The organism is Serratia sp. LS-1 (assembly GCF_003719595.1).
GTDB classification, from domain to species: Bacteria; Pseudomonadota; Gammaproteobacteria; order Enterobacterales; family Enterobacteriaceae; genus Serratia; species Serratia ureilytica.
In genome coordinates, this window is the sequence record NZ_CP033504.1 from 4,720,086 (window position 1) to 4,736,790 (window position 16,705).

Annotated in this window: 9 protein-coding genes, 1 tRNA gene and 2 rRNA genes; 10 read left to right on the plus strand and 2 right to left on the minus strand. The window is 57.2% G+C overall.

The features are described 5' to 3' along the window. The first annotated feature begins 36 nt into the window (after positions 1–36). On the plus strand, positions 37–1,557 hold the full coding sequence (gene ubiD / locus EDY99_RS22500; protein ID WP_033644963.1) for a 4-hydroxy-3-polyprenylbenzoate decarboxylase: 1,521 nt from the start codon (positions 37–39) through the stop codon (positions 1,555–1,557). A gap of 50 nt (positions 1,558–1,607) precedes the next feature. Beyond that, complete coding sequence (fre, locus tag EDY99_RS22505) at positions 1,608–2,309, plus strand: NAD(P)H-flavin reductase (RefSeq protein WP_048795490.1); 702 nt, start codon at positions 1,608–1,610, stop codon at positions 2,307–2,309. A 172-nt stretch (positions 2,310–2,481) separates the two neighbouring features. Here the strand turns inward: fre and fadA are convergent, their stop codons facing one another. Continuing rightward, a complete protein-coding gene (fadA, locus tag EDY99_RS22510; RefSeq protein WP_025304928.1) occupies positions 2,482–3,645 on the minus strand; it encodes an acetyl-CoA C-acyltransferase FadA in 1,164 nt (387 codons plus the stop codon). Between the two features lie 10 nt (positions 3,646–3,655). Then, positions 3,656–5,845: a fatty acid oxidation complex subunit alpha FadB gene (gene fadB / locus EDY99_RS22515; RefSeq protein WP_033644960.1), complete on the minus strand. Its 2,190-nt coding sequence runs from the start codon at positions 5,843–5,845 to the stop codon at positions 3,656–3,658. A gap of 233 nt (positions 5,846–6,078) precedes the next feature. Here fadB and EDY99_RS22520 point away from each other — a divergent pair, with 233 nt between their 5' ends. From EDY99_RS22520 to EDY99_RS22555, 8 genes are all read left to right on the plus strand, one after another. Beyond that, positions 6,079–7,275 (plus strand): MFS transporter, encoded by a 1,197-nt coding sequence (locus EDY99_RS22520; RefSeq protein WP_033644958.1) that lies wholly within the window; start codon positions 6,079–6,081, stop codon positions 7,273–7,275. A gap of 112 nt (positions 7,276–7,387) precedes the next feature. Then, complete coding sequence (gene pepQ / locus EDY99_RS22525; RefSeq protein ID WP_033644957.1) at positions 7,388–8,719, plus strand: Xaa-Pro dipeptidase; 1,332 nt, start codon at positions 7,388–7,390, stop codon at positions 8,717–8,719. After that, positions 8,719–9,333 (plus strand): IMPACT family protein, encoded by a 615-nt coding sequence (locus tag EDY99_RS22530; RefSeq protein WP_033644956.1) that lies wholly within the window; start codon positions 8,719–8,721, stop codon positions 9,331–9,333. Before pepQ ends, EDY99_RS22530 begins: the two co-directional genes overlap by 1 nt. A gap of 34 nt (positions 9,334–9,367) precedes the next feature. After that, a complete protein-coding gene (gene trkH, locus EDY99_RS22535; RefSeq protein ID WP_004934492.1) occupies positions 9,368–10,819 on the plus strand; it encodes a Trk system potassium transporter TrkH in 1,452 nt (483 codons plus the stop codon). 21 nt (positions 10,820–10,840) lie between these two features. Continuing rightward, positions 10,841–11,374: a menaquinone-dependent protoporphyrinogen IX dehydrogenase gene (gene hemG / locus EDY99_RS22540; RefSeq protein ID WP_033644954.1), complete on the plus strand. Its 534-nt coding sequence runs from the start codon at positions 10,841–10,843 to the stop codon at positions 11,372–11,374. A 399-nt stretch (positions 11,375–11,773) separates the two neighbouring features. Then, positions 11,774–13,315: ribosomal RNA gene (locus EDY99_RS22545) — 16S ribosomal RNA — on the plus strand. Positions 13,316–13,403: 88 nt separating this feature from the next. Further along, positions 13,404–13,479, plus strand: a tRNA-Glu gene (locus EDY99_RS22550). Between the two features lie 239 nt (positions 13,480–13,718). Then, a 23S ribosomal RNA gene (locus EDY99_RS22555) occupies positions 13,719–16,626 on the plus strand. Together the 16S and 23S rRNA genes with 1 tRNA gene alongside form the textbook arrangement of a ribosomal RNA operon. The last annotated feature ends 79 nt before the right edge of the window (positions 16,627–16,705 follow it).

Below are 16,705 nucleotides of genomic sequence, written 5' to 3' on the forward strand. Positions count from 1 at the left end.
ACAAAATTGCAGCAACAACCTTGAAGAGGGCTTATAATGCCCTCCCCACTGGCCGCTATAATGATCAGCATGAAATACCGTGACTTACGCGATTTCCTCTCGTTGCTGGAGAAGAGAGGGGAACTAAAACGCATCAGCCAGCCGATCGATCCTTACCTGGAAATGACGGAAATTGCCGATCGCACCCTGCGGGCGGGCGGCCCGGCACTGCTGTTTGAAAACCCGAAAGGGTACGACATGCCGGTGCTGTGCAACCTGTTCGGCACCGCCAATCGCGTGGCGATGGGCATGGGGCAGGAAGACATCAGCGCGCTGCGCGAAGTCGGCAAACTGCTGGCTTTCCTCAAAGAGCCGGAGCCGCCGAAAGGTTTCCGCGATCTGTTCGACAAAATACCGAAGTTCAAGCAGGTGCTGAACATGCCGACCAAGGTACTGGGATCCGCGCCTTGTCAGGAGCAGGTATGGCAGGGCGATGATGTCGATCTGGGCCGCATTCCGGTGATGCACTGCTGGCCGGAAGACGCCGCGCCGCTGATCACCTGGGGGCTGACGGTGACCCGCGGCCCGCATAAGGAACGGCAAAACCTCGGTATCTATCGTCAGCAGGTGCTGGGCAAGAATAAAGTGATCATGCGCTGGCTGTCGCACCGCGGCGGCGCGCTGGATTACCAGGAGTGGTGCCAGGCGCACCCCGGCGAGCGTTTCCCGGTTGCGGTGGCGCTGGGCGCCGATCCCGCCACTATCCTCGGCGCGGTGACGCCGGTGCCGGATACCCTGTCTGAATACGCCTTTGCCGGGCTGCTGCGCGGCAATAAAACCGAAGTGGTCAAGTGCCTTTCCAACGATCTGGAAGTGCCCGCCAGTGCCGAAATCGTGCTGGAAGGCTATATCGAGCCGGGTGAAATGGCGCCGGAAGGCCCCTACGGTGACCACACCGGTTACTACAATGAAATCGACCAGTTCCCGGTATTCACCGTCACGCACATCACCCAGCGTCGCAACGCGATTTACCACTCGACCTACACCGGCCGGCCGCCGGATGAGCCGGCGATCCTGGGCGTGGCGCTGAATGAAGTGTTCGTGCCGATCCTGCAAAAACAGTTCCCGGAAATCGTTGATTTTTATCTGCCGCCGGAAGGGTGCTCGTATCGTCTGGCGGTGGTGACCATGAAAAAACAGTACGCCGGCCACGCGAAACGCGTGATGATGGGCGTCTGGTCGTTCCTGCGGCAGTTTATGTACACCAAATTTGTTATCGTCTGTGACGATGACGTCAATGCGCGCGATTGGAATGACGTGATTTGGGCGATCACCACACGAATGGATCCGGCAAGGGATACGGTTCTGGTGGAGAATACGCCGATCGACTATCTGGACTTCGCCTCGCCGGTTTCCGGACTGGGTTCGAAGATGGGGCTGGACGCCACCAACAAATGGCCGGGTGAAACCGATCGCGAATGGGGCCGTCCGATTCAGATGGATGAAAAGGTACGTGCGCGCGTCGACGAAATCTGGGATGAGCTCGCAATTTTCAGTGACAGGGAACCGACGCTGTAGCGTCAGGCTCTGTTCTCAGCTTTGCATTGATGACCCGACAGAGGGAACGCATGACAATATTGAGCTGTAAAGTGACCTCGGTAGAGGCCATTACCGATACGGTTTATCGGGTACGTCTGGTGCCCGAGCAGCCGTTTTCTTTCAAGGCAGGGCAATATCTGATGGTGGTGATGGACGAGCGCGACAAGCGTCCGTTCTCGCTGGCATCAACCCCGACGCAGCAAGATTACATCGAGCTGCATATCGGTGCTTCGGAGCTGAATCTGTACGCCATGGCGGTGATGGATCGCATCCTGAAAGAGCAGGCGATCACCGTTGACGTGCCGCACGGCGACGCCTGGCTGCGGGAAGAGGGCAGCCGTCCGCTGGTGCTGATCGCCGGCGGCACCGGTTTCTCTTACGCGCGTTCAATCCTGTTGACCGCGCTGGAGCAGCAGCCCGATCGCGACATTTCAATCTACTGGGGCGGGCGTGAGCTGAAGCACCTGTACGATCTGAGCGAGCTGGAAGCGCTGTCGTTGCAGCATCCTAATCTGAAGGTGATCCCGGTGGTCGAGCAGCCTGAAGCCGAATGGCGCGGCCGCAGTGGCACCGTGCTCAGCGCGGTGCTGCAGGATTTCGGTACGCTGGCGGAGCACGACATCTATATCGCCGGGCGTTTCGAGATGGCGAAAATCGCCCGCGAGCGTTTCTGCGCCGAGCGCGGCGCGCAGGAAGCGCATATGTTCGGCGACGCGTTTTCGTTTATCTGACAGAGGCGATACGCAGTGAACGGGGTGGCCGAGGGGCGCCCCGTTTTTATTTGGGCGTCGGCAAACTTCAGGCATAAAAAACCCGCCCCTGACAGGCGGGAAGAACGGCAACTAAACTTGGCGGGATGCCGCGATTTGAAGTGGTGACGCGGTCATCCCAAGATAGACACAGCTAAACGCGTTCAAACACGGTGGCGATACCCTGGCCCAGGCCGATGCACATGGTTGCCAAGCCGAACTGCGCGTCGCGACGTTCCATGTTGTTCAACAAGGTGGTCGAGATGCGGGAGCCGGAACAGCCCAGCGGGTGGCCGAGCGCGATGGCGCCGCCGTTCAGGTTAATCTTGTCGTCGATGCTGTCCATCAGCCCCAGATCTTTGATGCACGGCAGCGACTGGGCGGCGAACGCTTCGTTCAGCTCGAACAGATCGATGTCCTGCACGCTCAGACCGGCGCGTTTCAGCGCCAGCTTGCTGGCCGGCACCGGGCCGTAGCCCATGATGGAAGGATCGCAGCCGACGACCGCCATCGAGCGGATGCGGGCGCGGGCTTTCAAACCGAGCGCTTTGGCGCGTGATTCGCTCATCAGCAGCATGGCGGAAGCGCCGTCCGACAGGGCGGAGGAACTGCCGGCGGTGACGGTGCCGTTGACCGGATCGAACGCCGGACGCAGGGCCGACAGGCTTTCGACGGTGGTTTCCGGGCGAATGACTTCGTCAAAATCGTAACGGGTCAGCACGCCGTCGGCATCATGGCCGTTGGTCGGAATGATCTCGTTTTTGAAGTAACCCGCCAGCGTCGCCGCATGCGCGCGCTGGTGGGAGCGGGCGGCAAACTCATCCTGCATCTGGCGGCTGATGTTGTGCATCTTGGCCAGCATTTCGGCGGTCAGCCCCATCATCCCGGCAGCTTTGGCCACGCTGCGGCTCAGCCCCGGATGGAAATCCACGCCGTGGTTCATCGGCACATGGCCCATGTGTTCCACGCCGCCGATCAGGCTGACGTGTGCGTCGCCAACCATGATGGCGCGTGCCGCGTCGTGCAGCGCCTGCATCGAAGAGCCGCACAGGCGGTTGACGGTCACCGCCGGCACGCGGTGCGGGATCTCGGCCAGCAGTGCGGCGTTGCGGGCGATGTTGAAGCCTTGCTCCAGCGTCTGCTGCACGCAGCCCCAGTAAATGTCATCGATCTCGGCGGCGTCCAGCGCCGGGTTGCGGCTCAGCACTTCACGCATCAGGTGAGCGGAGAGATCTTCGGCGCGTACCTGGCGGAAGGCGCCGCCCTTGGAGCGGCCCATCGGCGTGCGTACGGCATCAACAATAACTACGTTTTCCATCTTTATGACCTCATGCCGGTTGGCGGGTAGCGACGTCGGACAGCGGTGTCGCTACCGGGTAGTAGCTTTCATTACGCTCGGCCTTGGCGCGCAGACCGGCCGGCACCTGATACAGGGCGCCGAGGTGTGCGTAACGCTGGGCCAGCTCCACGTAGTTGGCGGTGCCGAGCGTATCCAGGTAGCGGAACGCACCGCCGTGGAACGGAGGGAAACCGATGCCGTAGACCAACGCCATATCGGCTTCGGCCGGGCTGGCGACGATCTTCTCTTCCAGGCAGCGAACCACTTCGTTGATCATCGGGATCATCATGCGCGCAACGATCTCTTCGTCGCTGATGGTCTGGCGCGGTTGGCTCACTTCTGCCAGCAGCGCATCGGTCTGCTCGTCGTTGTCCTTGCGCGGCTTACCTTTGTTGTCCTGGCTGTAGCGGTAGAAGCCCAGCTGGTTTTTCTGACCGAAGCGCTGGTTGTCGAACATCACGTCAATGGCGTCGCGATAGTCTTTGCTCATGCGCTCCGGGAAGCCGGCCGCCATTACCGCTTGCGCGTGGTGTGCGGTGTCGATGCCCACCACGTCGAGCAGGTAGGCCGGGCCCATCGGCCAACCGAACTGTTTTTCCATCACTTTATCGATCTGACGGAAGTCGGCGCCGTCGCGCAGCAGCAGGCTGAAGCCGGCGAAGTATGGGAACAGCACGCGGTTGACGAAGAAGCCCGGGCAGTCGTTCACCACGATCGGCGTTTTGCCCATGCGGCTGGCGTAGGCCACCACTTTGGCAATGGTCTCGTCGCTGGTTTGTTCGCCGCGGATGATTTCGACCAGCGGCATACGGTGTACCGGGTTAAAGAAGTGCATGCCGCAGAAGTTTTGCGGACGCTTCAACGATTTTGCCAGATGATTAATCGGAATGGTCGAGGTGTTCGACGCCAGAACGGTGTCTTCGCCGATCAGGTTTTCCACTTCCGACAGCACGGCGGCTTTGACCTTCGGGTTCTCCACGACCGCTTCGACGATCACCTGCGCGCGCTCGATGCCGGCGTAGTCCAGCGTCGGCTGAATGGTCGACAGCACCTGCGCCATTTTCAGGCCATCCAGCTTGCCGCGTTCCAACTGCTTATTGAGCAGCTTGGCCGCTTCGTTCATGCCCAACGTCAGCGATTTGTCGCTGATGTCCTTCATGATCACCGGCACGCCTTTCAACGCCGATTGGTAAGCGATGCCGCCGCCCATGATGCCGGCGCCCAACACCGCCGCCTGTTTCGGCGCGTCCACATTCTTGGCCAGCTTTTTCGCCTGGCCCTTCACGAACTGATCGTTAAGGAAGATGCCGACCAGCGCACGCGCTTCGTTGGAGCGCGCCAACGGCACGAAGCTGGCGGTTTCCAGTTTCAGTGCTTCATCGCGGCCCAGCTTGGCGGCGGCTTCAATGGTTTTCACCGCGGTCATCGGCGCCGGGTAATGTTTGCCGGCGGTCTGCAGCACCATGCCTTTGGCGGTGGTGAAGCTCATTGCCGCCTCGATCGGGCTGAGCTTCAGCGGCTCCAGCTTCGGTTGACGCGCGGCGCGCCAGTTCAGCTTGCCGTCGATCGCCTGTTGCAGCATGTTGAGCGCGGCTTCGGCCAGTTTTTCCGGCGCCACTACCGCATCGACCAGGCCGACTTTCAACGCGTCTTTGGCGCTGACGTCTTTGCCGGCGGCGATGATTTCCAGCGCGCTGTCGTTACCCAGCAGGCGCGGCAGGCGGACGGAGCCGCCGAAGCCCGGCATGATGCCCAATTTGGTTTCAGGCAGGCCGATGCGCGCGTCCGGTGAGGCGACGCGGAAATCGGTCGCCAAAATGCATTCGCAACCGCCGCCGAGCGCATAGCCGTTAATGGCCGAAATGGTCGGCACCGGCAAATCTTCCAGCCGGTTAAAGACGTTGTTGGCGAATACCAGCCACTCCTGCAGCTTTTCAGCCGGCGCGGCGAACAGAGAAAGGAATTCGGTGATATCGGCGCCGACGATAAATGCGGCTTTGGTGGAGCGCAGCAGTAGCCCCTTGAGCTCTGGCTGGTTTTCCAGCACGGTGAGCGCTTCGCCCAGGCTGGCGACGGTGCGGGTGTCCAGCTTGTTGACCGAGCCCGGTGCGTTGAACACCAGCTCGGCGATGCCGTTATCGAGCCAGTGCAGTTGTAATGTTTCGCCTTGGTAGAGCATGTCTATCTCCTGAATCAGCGTATGATCTGGTATGACCAGATGAGGAGGAGTGTGGTTTTTATGTTAACAATATGCAAATGAGAGATTGCATTTTTGCTGGTCTGATCACATGTCGCTAAGTTAGTTTTTTGATTTGAAACGAAGTTATATTTTATGTGCTATCGGCATTTGCCGGAGCTTGTCGGCCCTCATACACTTGCTCGCAGCGAATGAACATTCAGACGAGGTTACGCATGACTAAGGCGGCTTGTGTTAAACGCAGCGGCTTATGGAGCATTCCCGCCAGAACCATGACGCTGGCGTGTCTGTTGGTGTTTATGGCGCAAATGGCGACGACCGTGTACTTGCCTTCGCTGCCGACGGTGATGCGGGAGCTGGCGATGAGCCGGCGCGCCACCGAGTTGTCCATTTCAATCTTCGTCATCGGCGCCGCCTTGCCGGTGCTGTTCTGGGGCGCGGCCGCCGATCGCTTTGGCCGCCGCGCGCCCCTGACGCTGTCTTTATTTCTTTTCATTGGCTGCAGCGGGCTGTTGGCGCTGTGCAGCAACGGCGCCCAATTGCTGACGCTGCGTGCGCTGCAGGGCGTGGGTGCCGGCGGTGCGGCGATCATCGCGCGCATCATCGTGCGGGATAACTGGAGCGGGGACGAACTGGCGCGGCGTCTGTCGGTGCTCTCCATCGCCTTTATCACCGCGCTGGGCGGCGGTCAGTTTATCGGTGGCCTGCTGAGCCAATATGCGCACTGGCAGATGGGCTTCGTCCTGATGGGCGCCACCGGTTTGATCATTCTGGTGCTGATGGCGACGCTGCCGCTGGAGGCGGGACGGGCAGGGGGCGTGCGCCCGGCGATGGCGGCAACCTACTTTGCCATCCTGCGGCGGCCTGGGTTCTTTTGGCCGGCCTGCGTCGGCGGGCTGGGGTTTGCCACCACGGTGACACTGCAGGAAGTGAGTCCGTTCGTCATGCAGCAGGAGTTTGGTCTCAACGTCACGGCGTTCGGCGCCCTGGGGCTGGTGATCGGCGTCGCCTACTTCAGCGGGGCGCTGACGGTGAACCGTACGGTGGCGCATCTCGGCGGGAAAAAACTGATGCAGGCCGGCAGCGGCATCGTGGCGCTGGCGACGGCGGCGATCCTGCTGCTGTGGTGGAGCGGCGTTCTGGCCGGCCTTTCCGGCATGGCGCTGTTCATCGCGCTGTATTGCCTGACCATTTTTGGCCAGGCGGTGCTGTTTCCCAACAGCATGGCGATGGCCGTCAGCGATGCCAAAGAGTACGGCGCTTATGCGATGGCGCTGTGTGGCTTTCTGCAGCAGTGTCTGGCGGGCGTCGCCGCGGCCGGCGCGGTGTTGTTGGAACACCATGGCCTGTGGGCGCTGGCGATAGCGCTGCTCGGTTTGGGCGGCTGGTTAATGGTTAAGCTGCGGATGTAACGGCATTTGCAGGGAATTGCGAGCTGCTCCGCATGCCCAACGCGATGAGGTTGGTGCGTCGGAGCGCTGTGTTAAGATGGCTTCTTTCGTGCTAAGGCATAAGGGTACTGTGATGGAAACGCTGGCTTCTTTGTATAACGACCACCTGGCAGAACTGCAAAAACGCGCGCGTGAAGTGCTGGAGCGCAACAAGTTGGATGCGCTGCTGATTCACTCCGGGGAACTGCAAAAGGTATTTTTGGACGACCATAGCTACCCGTTCAAAGTGAACGCGCATTTCAAAGCCTGGGTGCCGGTGACGTCGGTGCCGAACTGCTGGTTGTGGATAGATGGCGTCAACAAGCCGAAGCTGTGGTTCTACTCCCCGGTTGACTACTGGCACAGCGTAGAGCCGCTGCCGAACAGTTTCTGGACCAAGTCCCTCGAATTGATGCCGCTGGCCAACGCCGATGCGATCGCGCAGCAGCTGCCGCCGCAGCGTGAGCGCGTCGGCTATATCGGTTATGCCCAACAGCGCGCCCGCGATCTCGGCATCCCTTCGGAAAACATCAACCCGAAAGCGGTGCTGAACTACCTGGATTTCCACCGTTCGATTAAAACCGGCTATGAGCTGGCCTGCATGCGCGAAGCGCAGAAGACGGCGGTAACCGGCCATCGTGCCGCGCATGAGGCCTTCCTCTCCGGCATGAGCGAGTTCGACATCAATCTGGCCTACCTGACGGCTACCGGCCATCGCGATACTGATGTGCCTTACGACAACATCGTGGCGTTGAACGAGCACGCTTCGGTGCTGCACTACACCAAGCTGGATCATCAGCCGCCGGCCGAGTCCCTGAGTTTTCTGATCGACGCCGGGGCGGAATATAACGGCTACGCCGCCGATCTGACGCGTACCTATGCGGCGCAAAGCGGCAGCGAGTTCGCTCATCTGGTGAAAGATCTCAATAGTGAACAGCTGGCGCTGATCGACACCATTAAAACCGGCGTGCGTTACACCGACTATCATGTGCAGATGCATCAGCGCATCGCCAAGCTGCTCAAGAATCACAAACTGGTGAATGGCCTCAGCGAAGAGGCGATGGTCGAAACGGGTATCACCACGCCGTTCCTGCCGCACGGGTTGGGCCATCCGTTGGGCCTGCAGGTGCACGACGCCGCCGGTTTTATGCAGGATGAGCAAGGCACCCATCTGGCGGCGCCGTCCAAGTACCCGTTCCTGCGTTGTACCCGCGTGTTGCAGCCGGGCATGGTGTTGACCATCGAACCGGGTCTGTACTTCATCGAGTCTCTGTTGGCGCCGTGGCGCAGCGGCGAGTTCAAGCAGCACTTCGCCTGGGATCGCATCGATGCGCTGAAACCGTATGGCGGTATTCGCATCGAAGACAACATCGTGATCCATGAAAAGCGCATCGAGAACATGACGCGCGATCTGAACCTGGCTTGATGCGGCCGTACCCGATACCGGCGGAAGCAACCTGCTTTACCGAAGAGATAAAGAAGAGCCGTTTCATCACCCTGCTGGCGCCGACCGGCGGGGTGGAGGCGGCAAAGGCGTTTATTCAGCAGGTGCGGGATGAGCACCCGGCGGCGCGGCACCACTGTTGGGCTTTCGTCGCCGGTAGCCCCGATGATTCGCAGCAGCTGGGGTTCTCCGACGATGGAGAACCGTCGGGCACCGCCGGCAAACCTATCCTCGCGCAGCTGATGGGCAGCGGTATCGGTGAAGTGACCGCCGTAGTCGTTCGGTACTACGGCGGTGTTAAGCTGGGCACCGGCGGGCTGGTGAAAGCTTATGGCAACGGTGTTCAACAGGCATTGAAGCAGCTGGCGCTGGCGCAAAAGGTGCCCGAAGCCGAATATATCTTGCAGTGCGACTATGCGCAGTTGGCGCTGGTGGAGAACTTGTTGCAGCAAATCGCAGGTCGGATCCTGCAGGGTGAATACGGCGCCGCCGTCGTGCTGCATTTGGCGCTGCCGGCGACTGAGGTCGAGCTGTTTGGGAATAAATTGCGTGATCTCAGTCGCGGTAATTTGCAATTAACCCCCATTTCGCAATAATCCTCCCAATTGAATTGCTAAGGATCGTGCTGAAATGCATTTTCGCGCCATAACCCGTATCGTTGGTCTTCTGGTCATCCTGTTCTCCGGGACGATGTTTATTCCCGGCCTGGTGGCATTGATTTATCGCGATGGGGCGGGGCGAGCGTTCAGCCAAACGTTCTTCGTGGCGTTGACCATCGGGCTGATGCTGTGGTGGCCGAACCGTAAGCAGAAACACGAGCTGAAGCCGCGTGAAGGTTTCTTGATCGTCGTGCTGTTCTGGACCGTGCTGGGCAGCGTGGGGGCATTGCCGTTCCTGTTTTCGGAACGTCCTAATTTGTCGCTGACCGACGCCTTCTTTGAATCCTTCTCGGGATTGACGACTACCGGCGCAACGACGCTGGTGGGGCTGGACTCGTTGCCTAAGGCCATCCTGTTCTATCGCCAAATGCTGCAATGGATGGGCGGGATGGGGATCATCGTGTTGGCGGTGGCGATACTGCCGATACTCGGCGTCGGGGGCATGCAGCTGTATCGGGCGGAAATGCCCGGGCCGCTGAAAGATAACAAGATGCGTCCGCGTATTGCCGAAACCGCCAAAACCCTGTGGCTAATCTATGTGTTGCTGACCGTCGCCTGTGCGCTGGCGCTCTGGGGGGCCGGGATGTCGGTGTTCGACGCCATCGGCCACAGTTTCTCGACCATCGCCATTGGCGGGTTTTCTACCCACGATGCCAGTATCGGTTATTACGCCAGCCCGACCATCAACACCATCATTGCCGTGTTCCTGCTGATTTCCGGCTGTAACTACGGTCTGCACTTCGCTTTGCTAAGCGGCCGCAGTCTGAAGGTCTATGGGCGCGATCCTGAATTCCGCATGTTTATCTTCGTTCAACTGACGCTGGTGGTGGTGTGCACGTTGGTGCTCTGGGGACATGGCGTCTATAAGAGCGGTATGGAAACGCTCAATCAGGCGTTCTTCCAGGTGGTATCGATGGCGACCACGGCCGGTTTTACGACCGACAGCATCGCCAAGTGGCCGCTGTTCCTGCCGATGCTGTTGCTGTGTTCGGCATTCATCGGCGGTTGCGCCGGTTCGACCGGCGGCGGCCTGAAGGTGATCCGTATTCTGCTGTTGTACCTGCAGGGCTCGCGCGAGTTGAAAAGGCTGGTGCACCCCAACGCGGTCTATACCATCAAATTGGGCAATCGCGCACTGCCGGAACGTATTCTGGAAGCAGTGTGGGGATTCTTCTCCGCCTATGCGCTGGTGTTTATCGTCAGCATGCTGGCGATCATTGCGACCGGCGTTGATGATTTCTCCGCGTTTGCCGCAGTGACGGCAACGCTGAATAACCTTGGTCCTGGTCTGGGCGTGGTGGCGGACAACTTCACCACGATGCCGGCGGCGGCCAAGTGGATCCTGGTGGTGACGATGCTGTTCGGGCGCCTGGAAGTGTTTACATTGCTGGTGCTGTTCACGCCAACCTTCTGGCGTGAGTGAGCCTGTTATAAGGAGTACGCCATGAAGGCATTGATACTTTATTCGAGCCGTGACGGGCAAACACGTGCTATCGCTTCTTATATAGCAAGCAAATTGCAGGATACACTGCGCTGTGAGGTTATCGATCTGTTGCAGGCGGAACAGATCGACCTTAGCCAGTATCAGCAGGTGATGATCGGCGCTTCTATTCGCTACGGGCACTTTAACCCGGCGCTGGATAAATTCGTTAAACGTCATGCCGAACAGTTGAATCGGATGCCGAGTGCATTCTTTGCCGTCAATCTGACCGCGCGCAAACCGGAAAAGCGTTCGCCGCAAACCAACGCCTATACCCGCAAGTTCCTGTTGGCGTCGCCGTGGCAGCCAAAACAGTGCGCGGTGTTTGCCGGGGCATTGCGTTATCCACGTTATCGCTGGTTCGATCGCATCATGATTCAATTTATTATGCGTATGACCGGTGGAGAAACGGATACCAGTAAGGAAGTTGAGTACACAGATTGGCAGCAAGTCGATCGTTTCGCCCAGGAATTTAGCCAGATTCAGTACGAAAAGTGACAAAAATGCGGGTTTGGCCAGCGTTTTGCCGAAAAAATCCGCGCTTGAAAAGTTTTTTGCATTTAGGGGTTGCGGCCTGCCGAGAACTCCCTATAATGCGCCTCCACTGACCGGGAACAACGACTGACAAGCCGCCGGGTCAGCGAGAGGAAAGCGAAATAAACGCTTGACTCTCCGGGTGAAAAGCGTAATATACGCCACCTCGAGTTAGCAAGCGAAAGCGCCTAACTCACTGCTCTTTAACAATTTATCAGACAATCTGTGTGGGCACTCCACAAGACGATATCCAGCATCTTCGGGTGCAAAAAAATATCAAGTCTTGAAGAGTGACTAACTGAAGTAAAATTCATGCAGTAAATCTTTGAGCACCGCTTCTCGAGTGGAAGCAAATCAAGCTTTTAATTGAAGAGTTTGATCATGGCTCAGATTGAACGCTGGCGGCAGGCTTAACACATGCAAGTCGAGCGGTAGCACAGGGGAGCTTGCTCCCCGGGTGACGAGCGGCGGACGGGTGAGTAATGTCTGGGAAACTGCCTGATGGAGGGGGATAACTACTGGAAACGGTAGCTAATACCGCATAACGTCGCAAGACCAAAGAGGGGGACCTTCGGGCCTCTTGCCATCAGATGTGCCCAGATGGGATTAGCTAGTAGGTGGGGTAATGGCTCACCTAGGCGACGATCCCTAGCTGGTCTGAGAGGATGACCAGCCACACTGGAACTGAGACACGGTCCAGACTCCTACGGGAGGCAGCAGTGGGGAATATTGCACAATGGGCGCAAGCCTGATGCAGCCATGCCGCGTGTGTGAAGAAGGCCTTCGGGTTGTAAAGCACTTTCAGCGAGGAGGAAGGTGGTGAGCTTAATACGCTCATCAATTGACGTTACTCGCAGAAGAAGCACCGGCTAACTCCGTGCCAGCAGCCGCGGTAATACGGAGGGTGCAAGCGTTAATCGGAATTACTGGGCGTAAAGCGCACGCAGGCGGTTTGTTAAGTCAGATGTGAAATCCCCGGGCTCAACCTGGGAACTGCATTTGAAACTGGCAAGCTAGAGTCTCGTAGAGGGGGGTAGAATTCCAGGTGTAGCGGTGAAATGCGTAGAGATCTGGAGGAATACCGGTGGCGAAGGCGGCCCCCTGGACGAAGACTGACGCTCAGGTGCGAAAGCGTGGGGAGCAAACAGGATTAGATACCCTGGTAGTCCACGCTGTAAACGATGTCGATTTGGAGGTTGTGCCCTTGAGGCGTGGCTTCCGGAGCTAACGCGTTAAATCGACCGCCTGGGGAGTACGGCCGCAAGGTTAAAACTCAAATGAATTGACGGGGGCCCGCACAAGCGGTGGAGCATGTGGTTTAATTCGATGCAACGCGAAGAACCTTACCTACTCTTGACATCCAGAGAACTTTCCAGAGATGGATTGGTGCCTTCGGGAACTCTGAGACAGGTGCTGCATGGCTGTCGTCAGCTCGTGTTGTGAAATGTTGGGTTAAGTCCCGCAACGAGCGCAACCCTTATCCTTTGTTGCCAGCGGTTCGGCCGGGAACTCAAAGGAGACTGCCAGTGATAAACTGGAGGAAGGTGGGGATGACGTCAAGTCATCATGGCCCTTACGAGTAGGGCTACACACGTGCTACAATGGCGTATACAAAGAGAAGCGACCTCGCGAGAGCAAGCGGACCTCATAAAGTACGTCGTAGTCCGGATTGGAGTCTGCAACTCGACTCCATGAAGTCGGAATCGCTAGTAATCGTAGATCAGAATGCTACGGTGAATACGTTCCCGGGCCTTGTACACACCGCCCGTCACACCATGGGAGTGGGTTGCAAAAGAAGTAGGTAGCTTAACCTTCGGGAGGGCGCTTACCACTTTGTGATTCATGACTGGGGTGAAGTCGTAACAAGGTAACCGTAGGGGAACCTGCGGTTGGATCACCTCCTTACCTAAAGATATTAGTTCGAGTGGCGTGCTCACACAGATTGTCTGATGAAAAAGTAACGAGCAAAAGCGTCATAAAAGTACGGTGTCGTGTCCCCTTCGTCTAGAGGCCTAGGACACCGCCCTTTCACGGCGGTAACAGGGGTTCGAATCCCCTAGGGGACGCCAAGCTTCCGACCCACCCGGTGAAAGCGGCGGTCTCAAGTATCTGACGATACACCATATCTTAAAGATGACTTCCGAGTCATGTTTAAGATATTGCTCTTTAACAATCTGGAACAAGCTGAAAATTGAAACATGACGGCTGAAATTTATCCCTCCGTAGATGTATTGGGATGAAGAGTAACCTGTCATAGAGTCTCTCAAATGTTTGCAGCGCGAACGATGGAAACATCTTCGGGTTGTGAGGTTAAGTGACTAAGCGTACACGGTGGATGCCTAGGCAGTCAGAGGCGATGAAGGGCGTGCTAATCTGCGAAAAGCGTCGGTAAGGTGATATGAACCGTTATAACCGGCGATACCCGAATGGGGAAACCCAGTGTGTTTCGACACACTATCATGTCATGAATACATAGTGGCATGAGGCGAACCGGGGGAACTGAAACATCTAAGTACCCCGAGGAAAAGAAATCAACCGAGATTCCCCCAGTAGCGGCGAGCGAACGGGGAGGAGCCCAGAACCTGAATCGGCTTGTGTGTTAGTGGAAGCGTCTGGAAAGTCGCGCAGCAAAGGGTGATAGCCCCGTACACTAAAATGCACAGGTCGTGAGTTCGATGAGTAGGGCGGGACACGTGACATCCTGTCTGAATATGGGGGGACCATCCTCCAAGGCTAAATACTCCTGACTGACCGATAGTGAACCAGTACCGTGAGGGAAAGGCGAAAAGAACCCCGGCGAGGGGAGTGAAATAGAACCTGAAACCGTGTACGTACAAGCAGTGGGAGCACCTTCGTGGTGTGACTGCGTACCTTTTGTATAATGGGTCAGCGACTTATATTTTGTAGCAAGGTTAACCGTATAGGGGAGCCGTAGGGAAACCGAGTCTTAACTGGGCGACTAGTTGCAAGGTATAGACCCGAAACCCGGTGATCTAGCCATGGGCAGGTTGAAGGTTGGGTAACACTAACTGGAGGACCGAACCGACTAATGTTGAAAAATTAGCGGATGACTTGTGGCTGGGGGTGAAAGGCCAATCAAACCGGGAGATAGCTGGTTCTCCCCGAAAGCTATTTAGGTAGCGCCTCGTGAACTCATCTTCGGGGGTAGAGCACTGTTTCGGCTAGGGGGCCATCCCGGCTTACCAAACCGATGCAAACTCCGAATACCGAAGAATGTTATCACGGGAGACACACGGCGGGTGCTAACGTCCGTCGTGAAGAGGGAAACAACCCAGACCGCCAGCTAAGGTCCCAAAGTCATGGTTAAGTGGGAAACGATGTGGGAAGGCATAGACAGCCAGGATGTTGGCTTAGAAGCAGCCATCATTTAAAGAAAGCGTAATAGCTCACTGGTCGAGTCGGCCTGCGCGGAAGATGTAACGGGGCTAAACCATGCACCGAAGCTGCGGCAGCGACGCTTAGGCGTTGTTGGGTAGGGGAGCGTTCTGTAAGCCGTTGAAGGTGGCCTGTGAGGGTTGCTGGAGGTATCAGAAGTGCGAATGCTGACATAAGTAACGATAAAGCGGGTGAAAAGCCCGCTCGCCGGAAGACCAAGGGTTCCTGTCCAACGTTAATCGGGGCAGGGTGAGTCGACCCCTAAGGCGAGGCTGAAAAGCGTAGTCGATGGGAAACAGGTTAATATTCCTGTACTTGGTGTTACTGCGAAGGGGGGACGGAGAAGGCTAGGCTGGCCGGGCGACGGTTGTCCCGGTTTAAGCGTGTAGGGGGTGTGACCTGGTAAATCCGGTTGCATACTAACCCTGAGGCGTGATGACGATGCACTACGGTGCAGAAGTAGTTGATGCCCTGCTTCCAGGAAAATCCTCTAAGCTCCAGGTAACATTAAATCGTACCCCAAACCGACACAGGTGGTCAGGTAGAGAATACCAAGGCGCTTGAGAGAACTCGGGTGAAGGAACTAGGCAAAATGGTGCCGTAACTTCGGGAGAAGGCACGCTGGCATGTAGGTGAAGTCCCTTGCGGATGGAGCTGAAGCCAGTCGAAGATACCAGCTGGCTGCAACTGTTTAATAAAAACACAGCACTGTGCAAACACGAAAGTGGACGTATACGGTGTGACGCCTGCCCGGTGCTGGAAGGTTAATTGATGGGGTCAGCCGCAAGGCGAAGCTCTTGATCGAAGCCCCAGTAAACGGCGGCCGTAACTATAACGGTCCTAAGGTAGCGAAATTCCTTGTCGGGTAAGTTCCGACCTGCACGAATGGCGTAATGATGGCCAGGCTGTCTCCACCCGAGACTCAGTGAAATTGAACTCGCTGTGAAGATGCAGTGTACCCGCGGCAAGACGGAAAGACCCCGTGAACCTTTACTATAGCTTGACACTGAACATTGAGCCTTGATGTGTAGGATAGGTGGGAGGCTTTGAAGCGTGGACGCCAGTCTGCGTGGAGCCATCCTTGAAATACCACCCTTTAATGTTTGATGTTCTAACTCGGCCCCATAATCTGGGGTGAGGACAGTGTCTGGTGGGTAGTTTGACTGGGGCGGTCTCCTCCCAAAGAGTAACGGAGGAGCACGAAGGTTAGCTAATCACGGTCGGACATCGTGAGGTTAGTGCAAAGGCATAAGCTAGCTTGACTGCGAGAGTGACGGCTCGAGCAGGTACGAAAGTAGGTCTTAGTGATCCGGTGGTTCTGAATGGAAGGGCCATCGCTCAACGGATAAAAGGTACTCCGGGGATAACAGGCTGATACCGCCCAAGAGTTCATATCGACGGCGGTGTTTGGCACCTCGATGTCGGCTCATCACATCCTGGGGCTGAAGTAGGTCCCAAGGGTATGGCTGTTCGCCATTTAAAGTGGTACGCGAGCTGGGTTTAGAACGTCGTGAGACAGTTCGGTCCCTATCTGCCGTGGGCGTTGGAAGATTGAGAGGGGTTGCTCCTAGTACGAGAGGACCGGAGTGAACGCACCACTGGTGTTCGGGTTGTCATGCCAATGGCATTGCCCGGTAGCTAAGTGCGGAAAAGATAAGCGCTGAAAGCATCTAAGCGCGAAACTTGCCTCAAGATGAGTCTTCCCTGGGCCTTCAAGGCCCCTGAAGGAACGTTTAAGACTAAGACGTTGATAGGCTGGGTGTGTAAGTGCAGCGATGCATTGAGCTAACCAGTACTAATGATCCGTGAGGCTTAACCTTACAACACCGAAGGTGTTTTTAGAGAGATTTTCAGCGACGTTCCAAGATTGGTTCTGATGGCTTCATGGAAGTGAAGCGG

Bases quoted from the DNA above. Each gene is read 5' to 3' on its own strand.
- fre (WP_048795490.1), top strand. From the start codon at position 1,608: ATGACAATATTGAGCTGTAAAGTGACCTCGGTAGAGGCCATTACCGAT.
- fadA (WP_025304928.1), bottom strand. From the start codon at position 3,645: ATGGAAAACGTAGTTATTGTTGATGCCGTACGCACGCCGATGGGCCGC.
- fadB (WP_033644960.1), bottom strand. From the start codon at position 5,845: ATGCTCTACCAAGGCGAAACATTACAACTGCACTGGCTCGATAACGGC.
- hemG (WP_033644954.1), top strand. From the start codon at position 10,841: ATGAAGGCATTGATACTTTATTCGAGCCGTGACGGGCAAACACGTGCT.
- EDY99_RS22530 (WP_033644956.1), top strand. From the start codon at position 8,719: ATGCGGCCGTACCCGATACCGGCGGAAGCAACCTGCTTTACCGAAGAG.
- trkH (WP_004934492.1), top strand. From the start codon at position 9,368: ATGCATTTTCGCGCCATAACCCGTATCGTTGGTCTTCTGGTCATCCTG.
- pepQ (WP_033644957.1), top strand. From the start codon at position 7,388: ATGGAAACGCTGGCTTCTTTGTATAACGACCACCTGGCAGAACTGCAA.
- EDY99_RS22520 (WP_033644958.1), top strand. From the start codon at position 6,079: ATGACTAAGGCGGCTTGTGTTAAACGCAGCGGCTTATGGAGCATTCCC.
- ubiD (WP_033644963.1), top strand. From the start codon at position 37: ATGCCCTCCCCACTGGCCGCTATAATGATCAGCATGAAATACCGTGAC.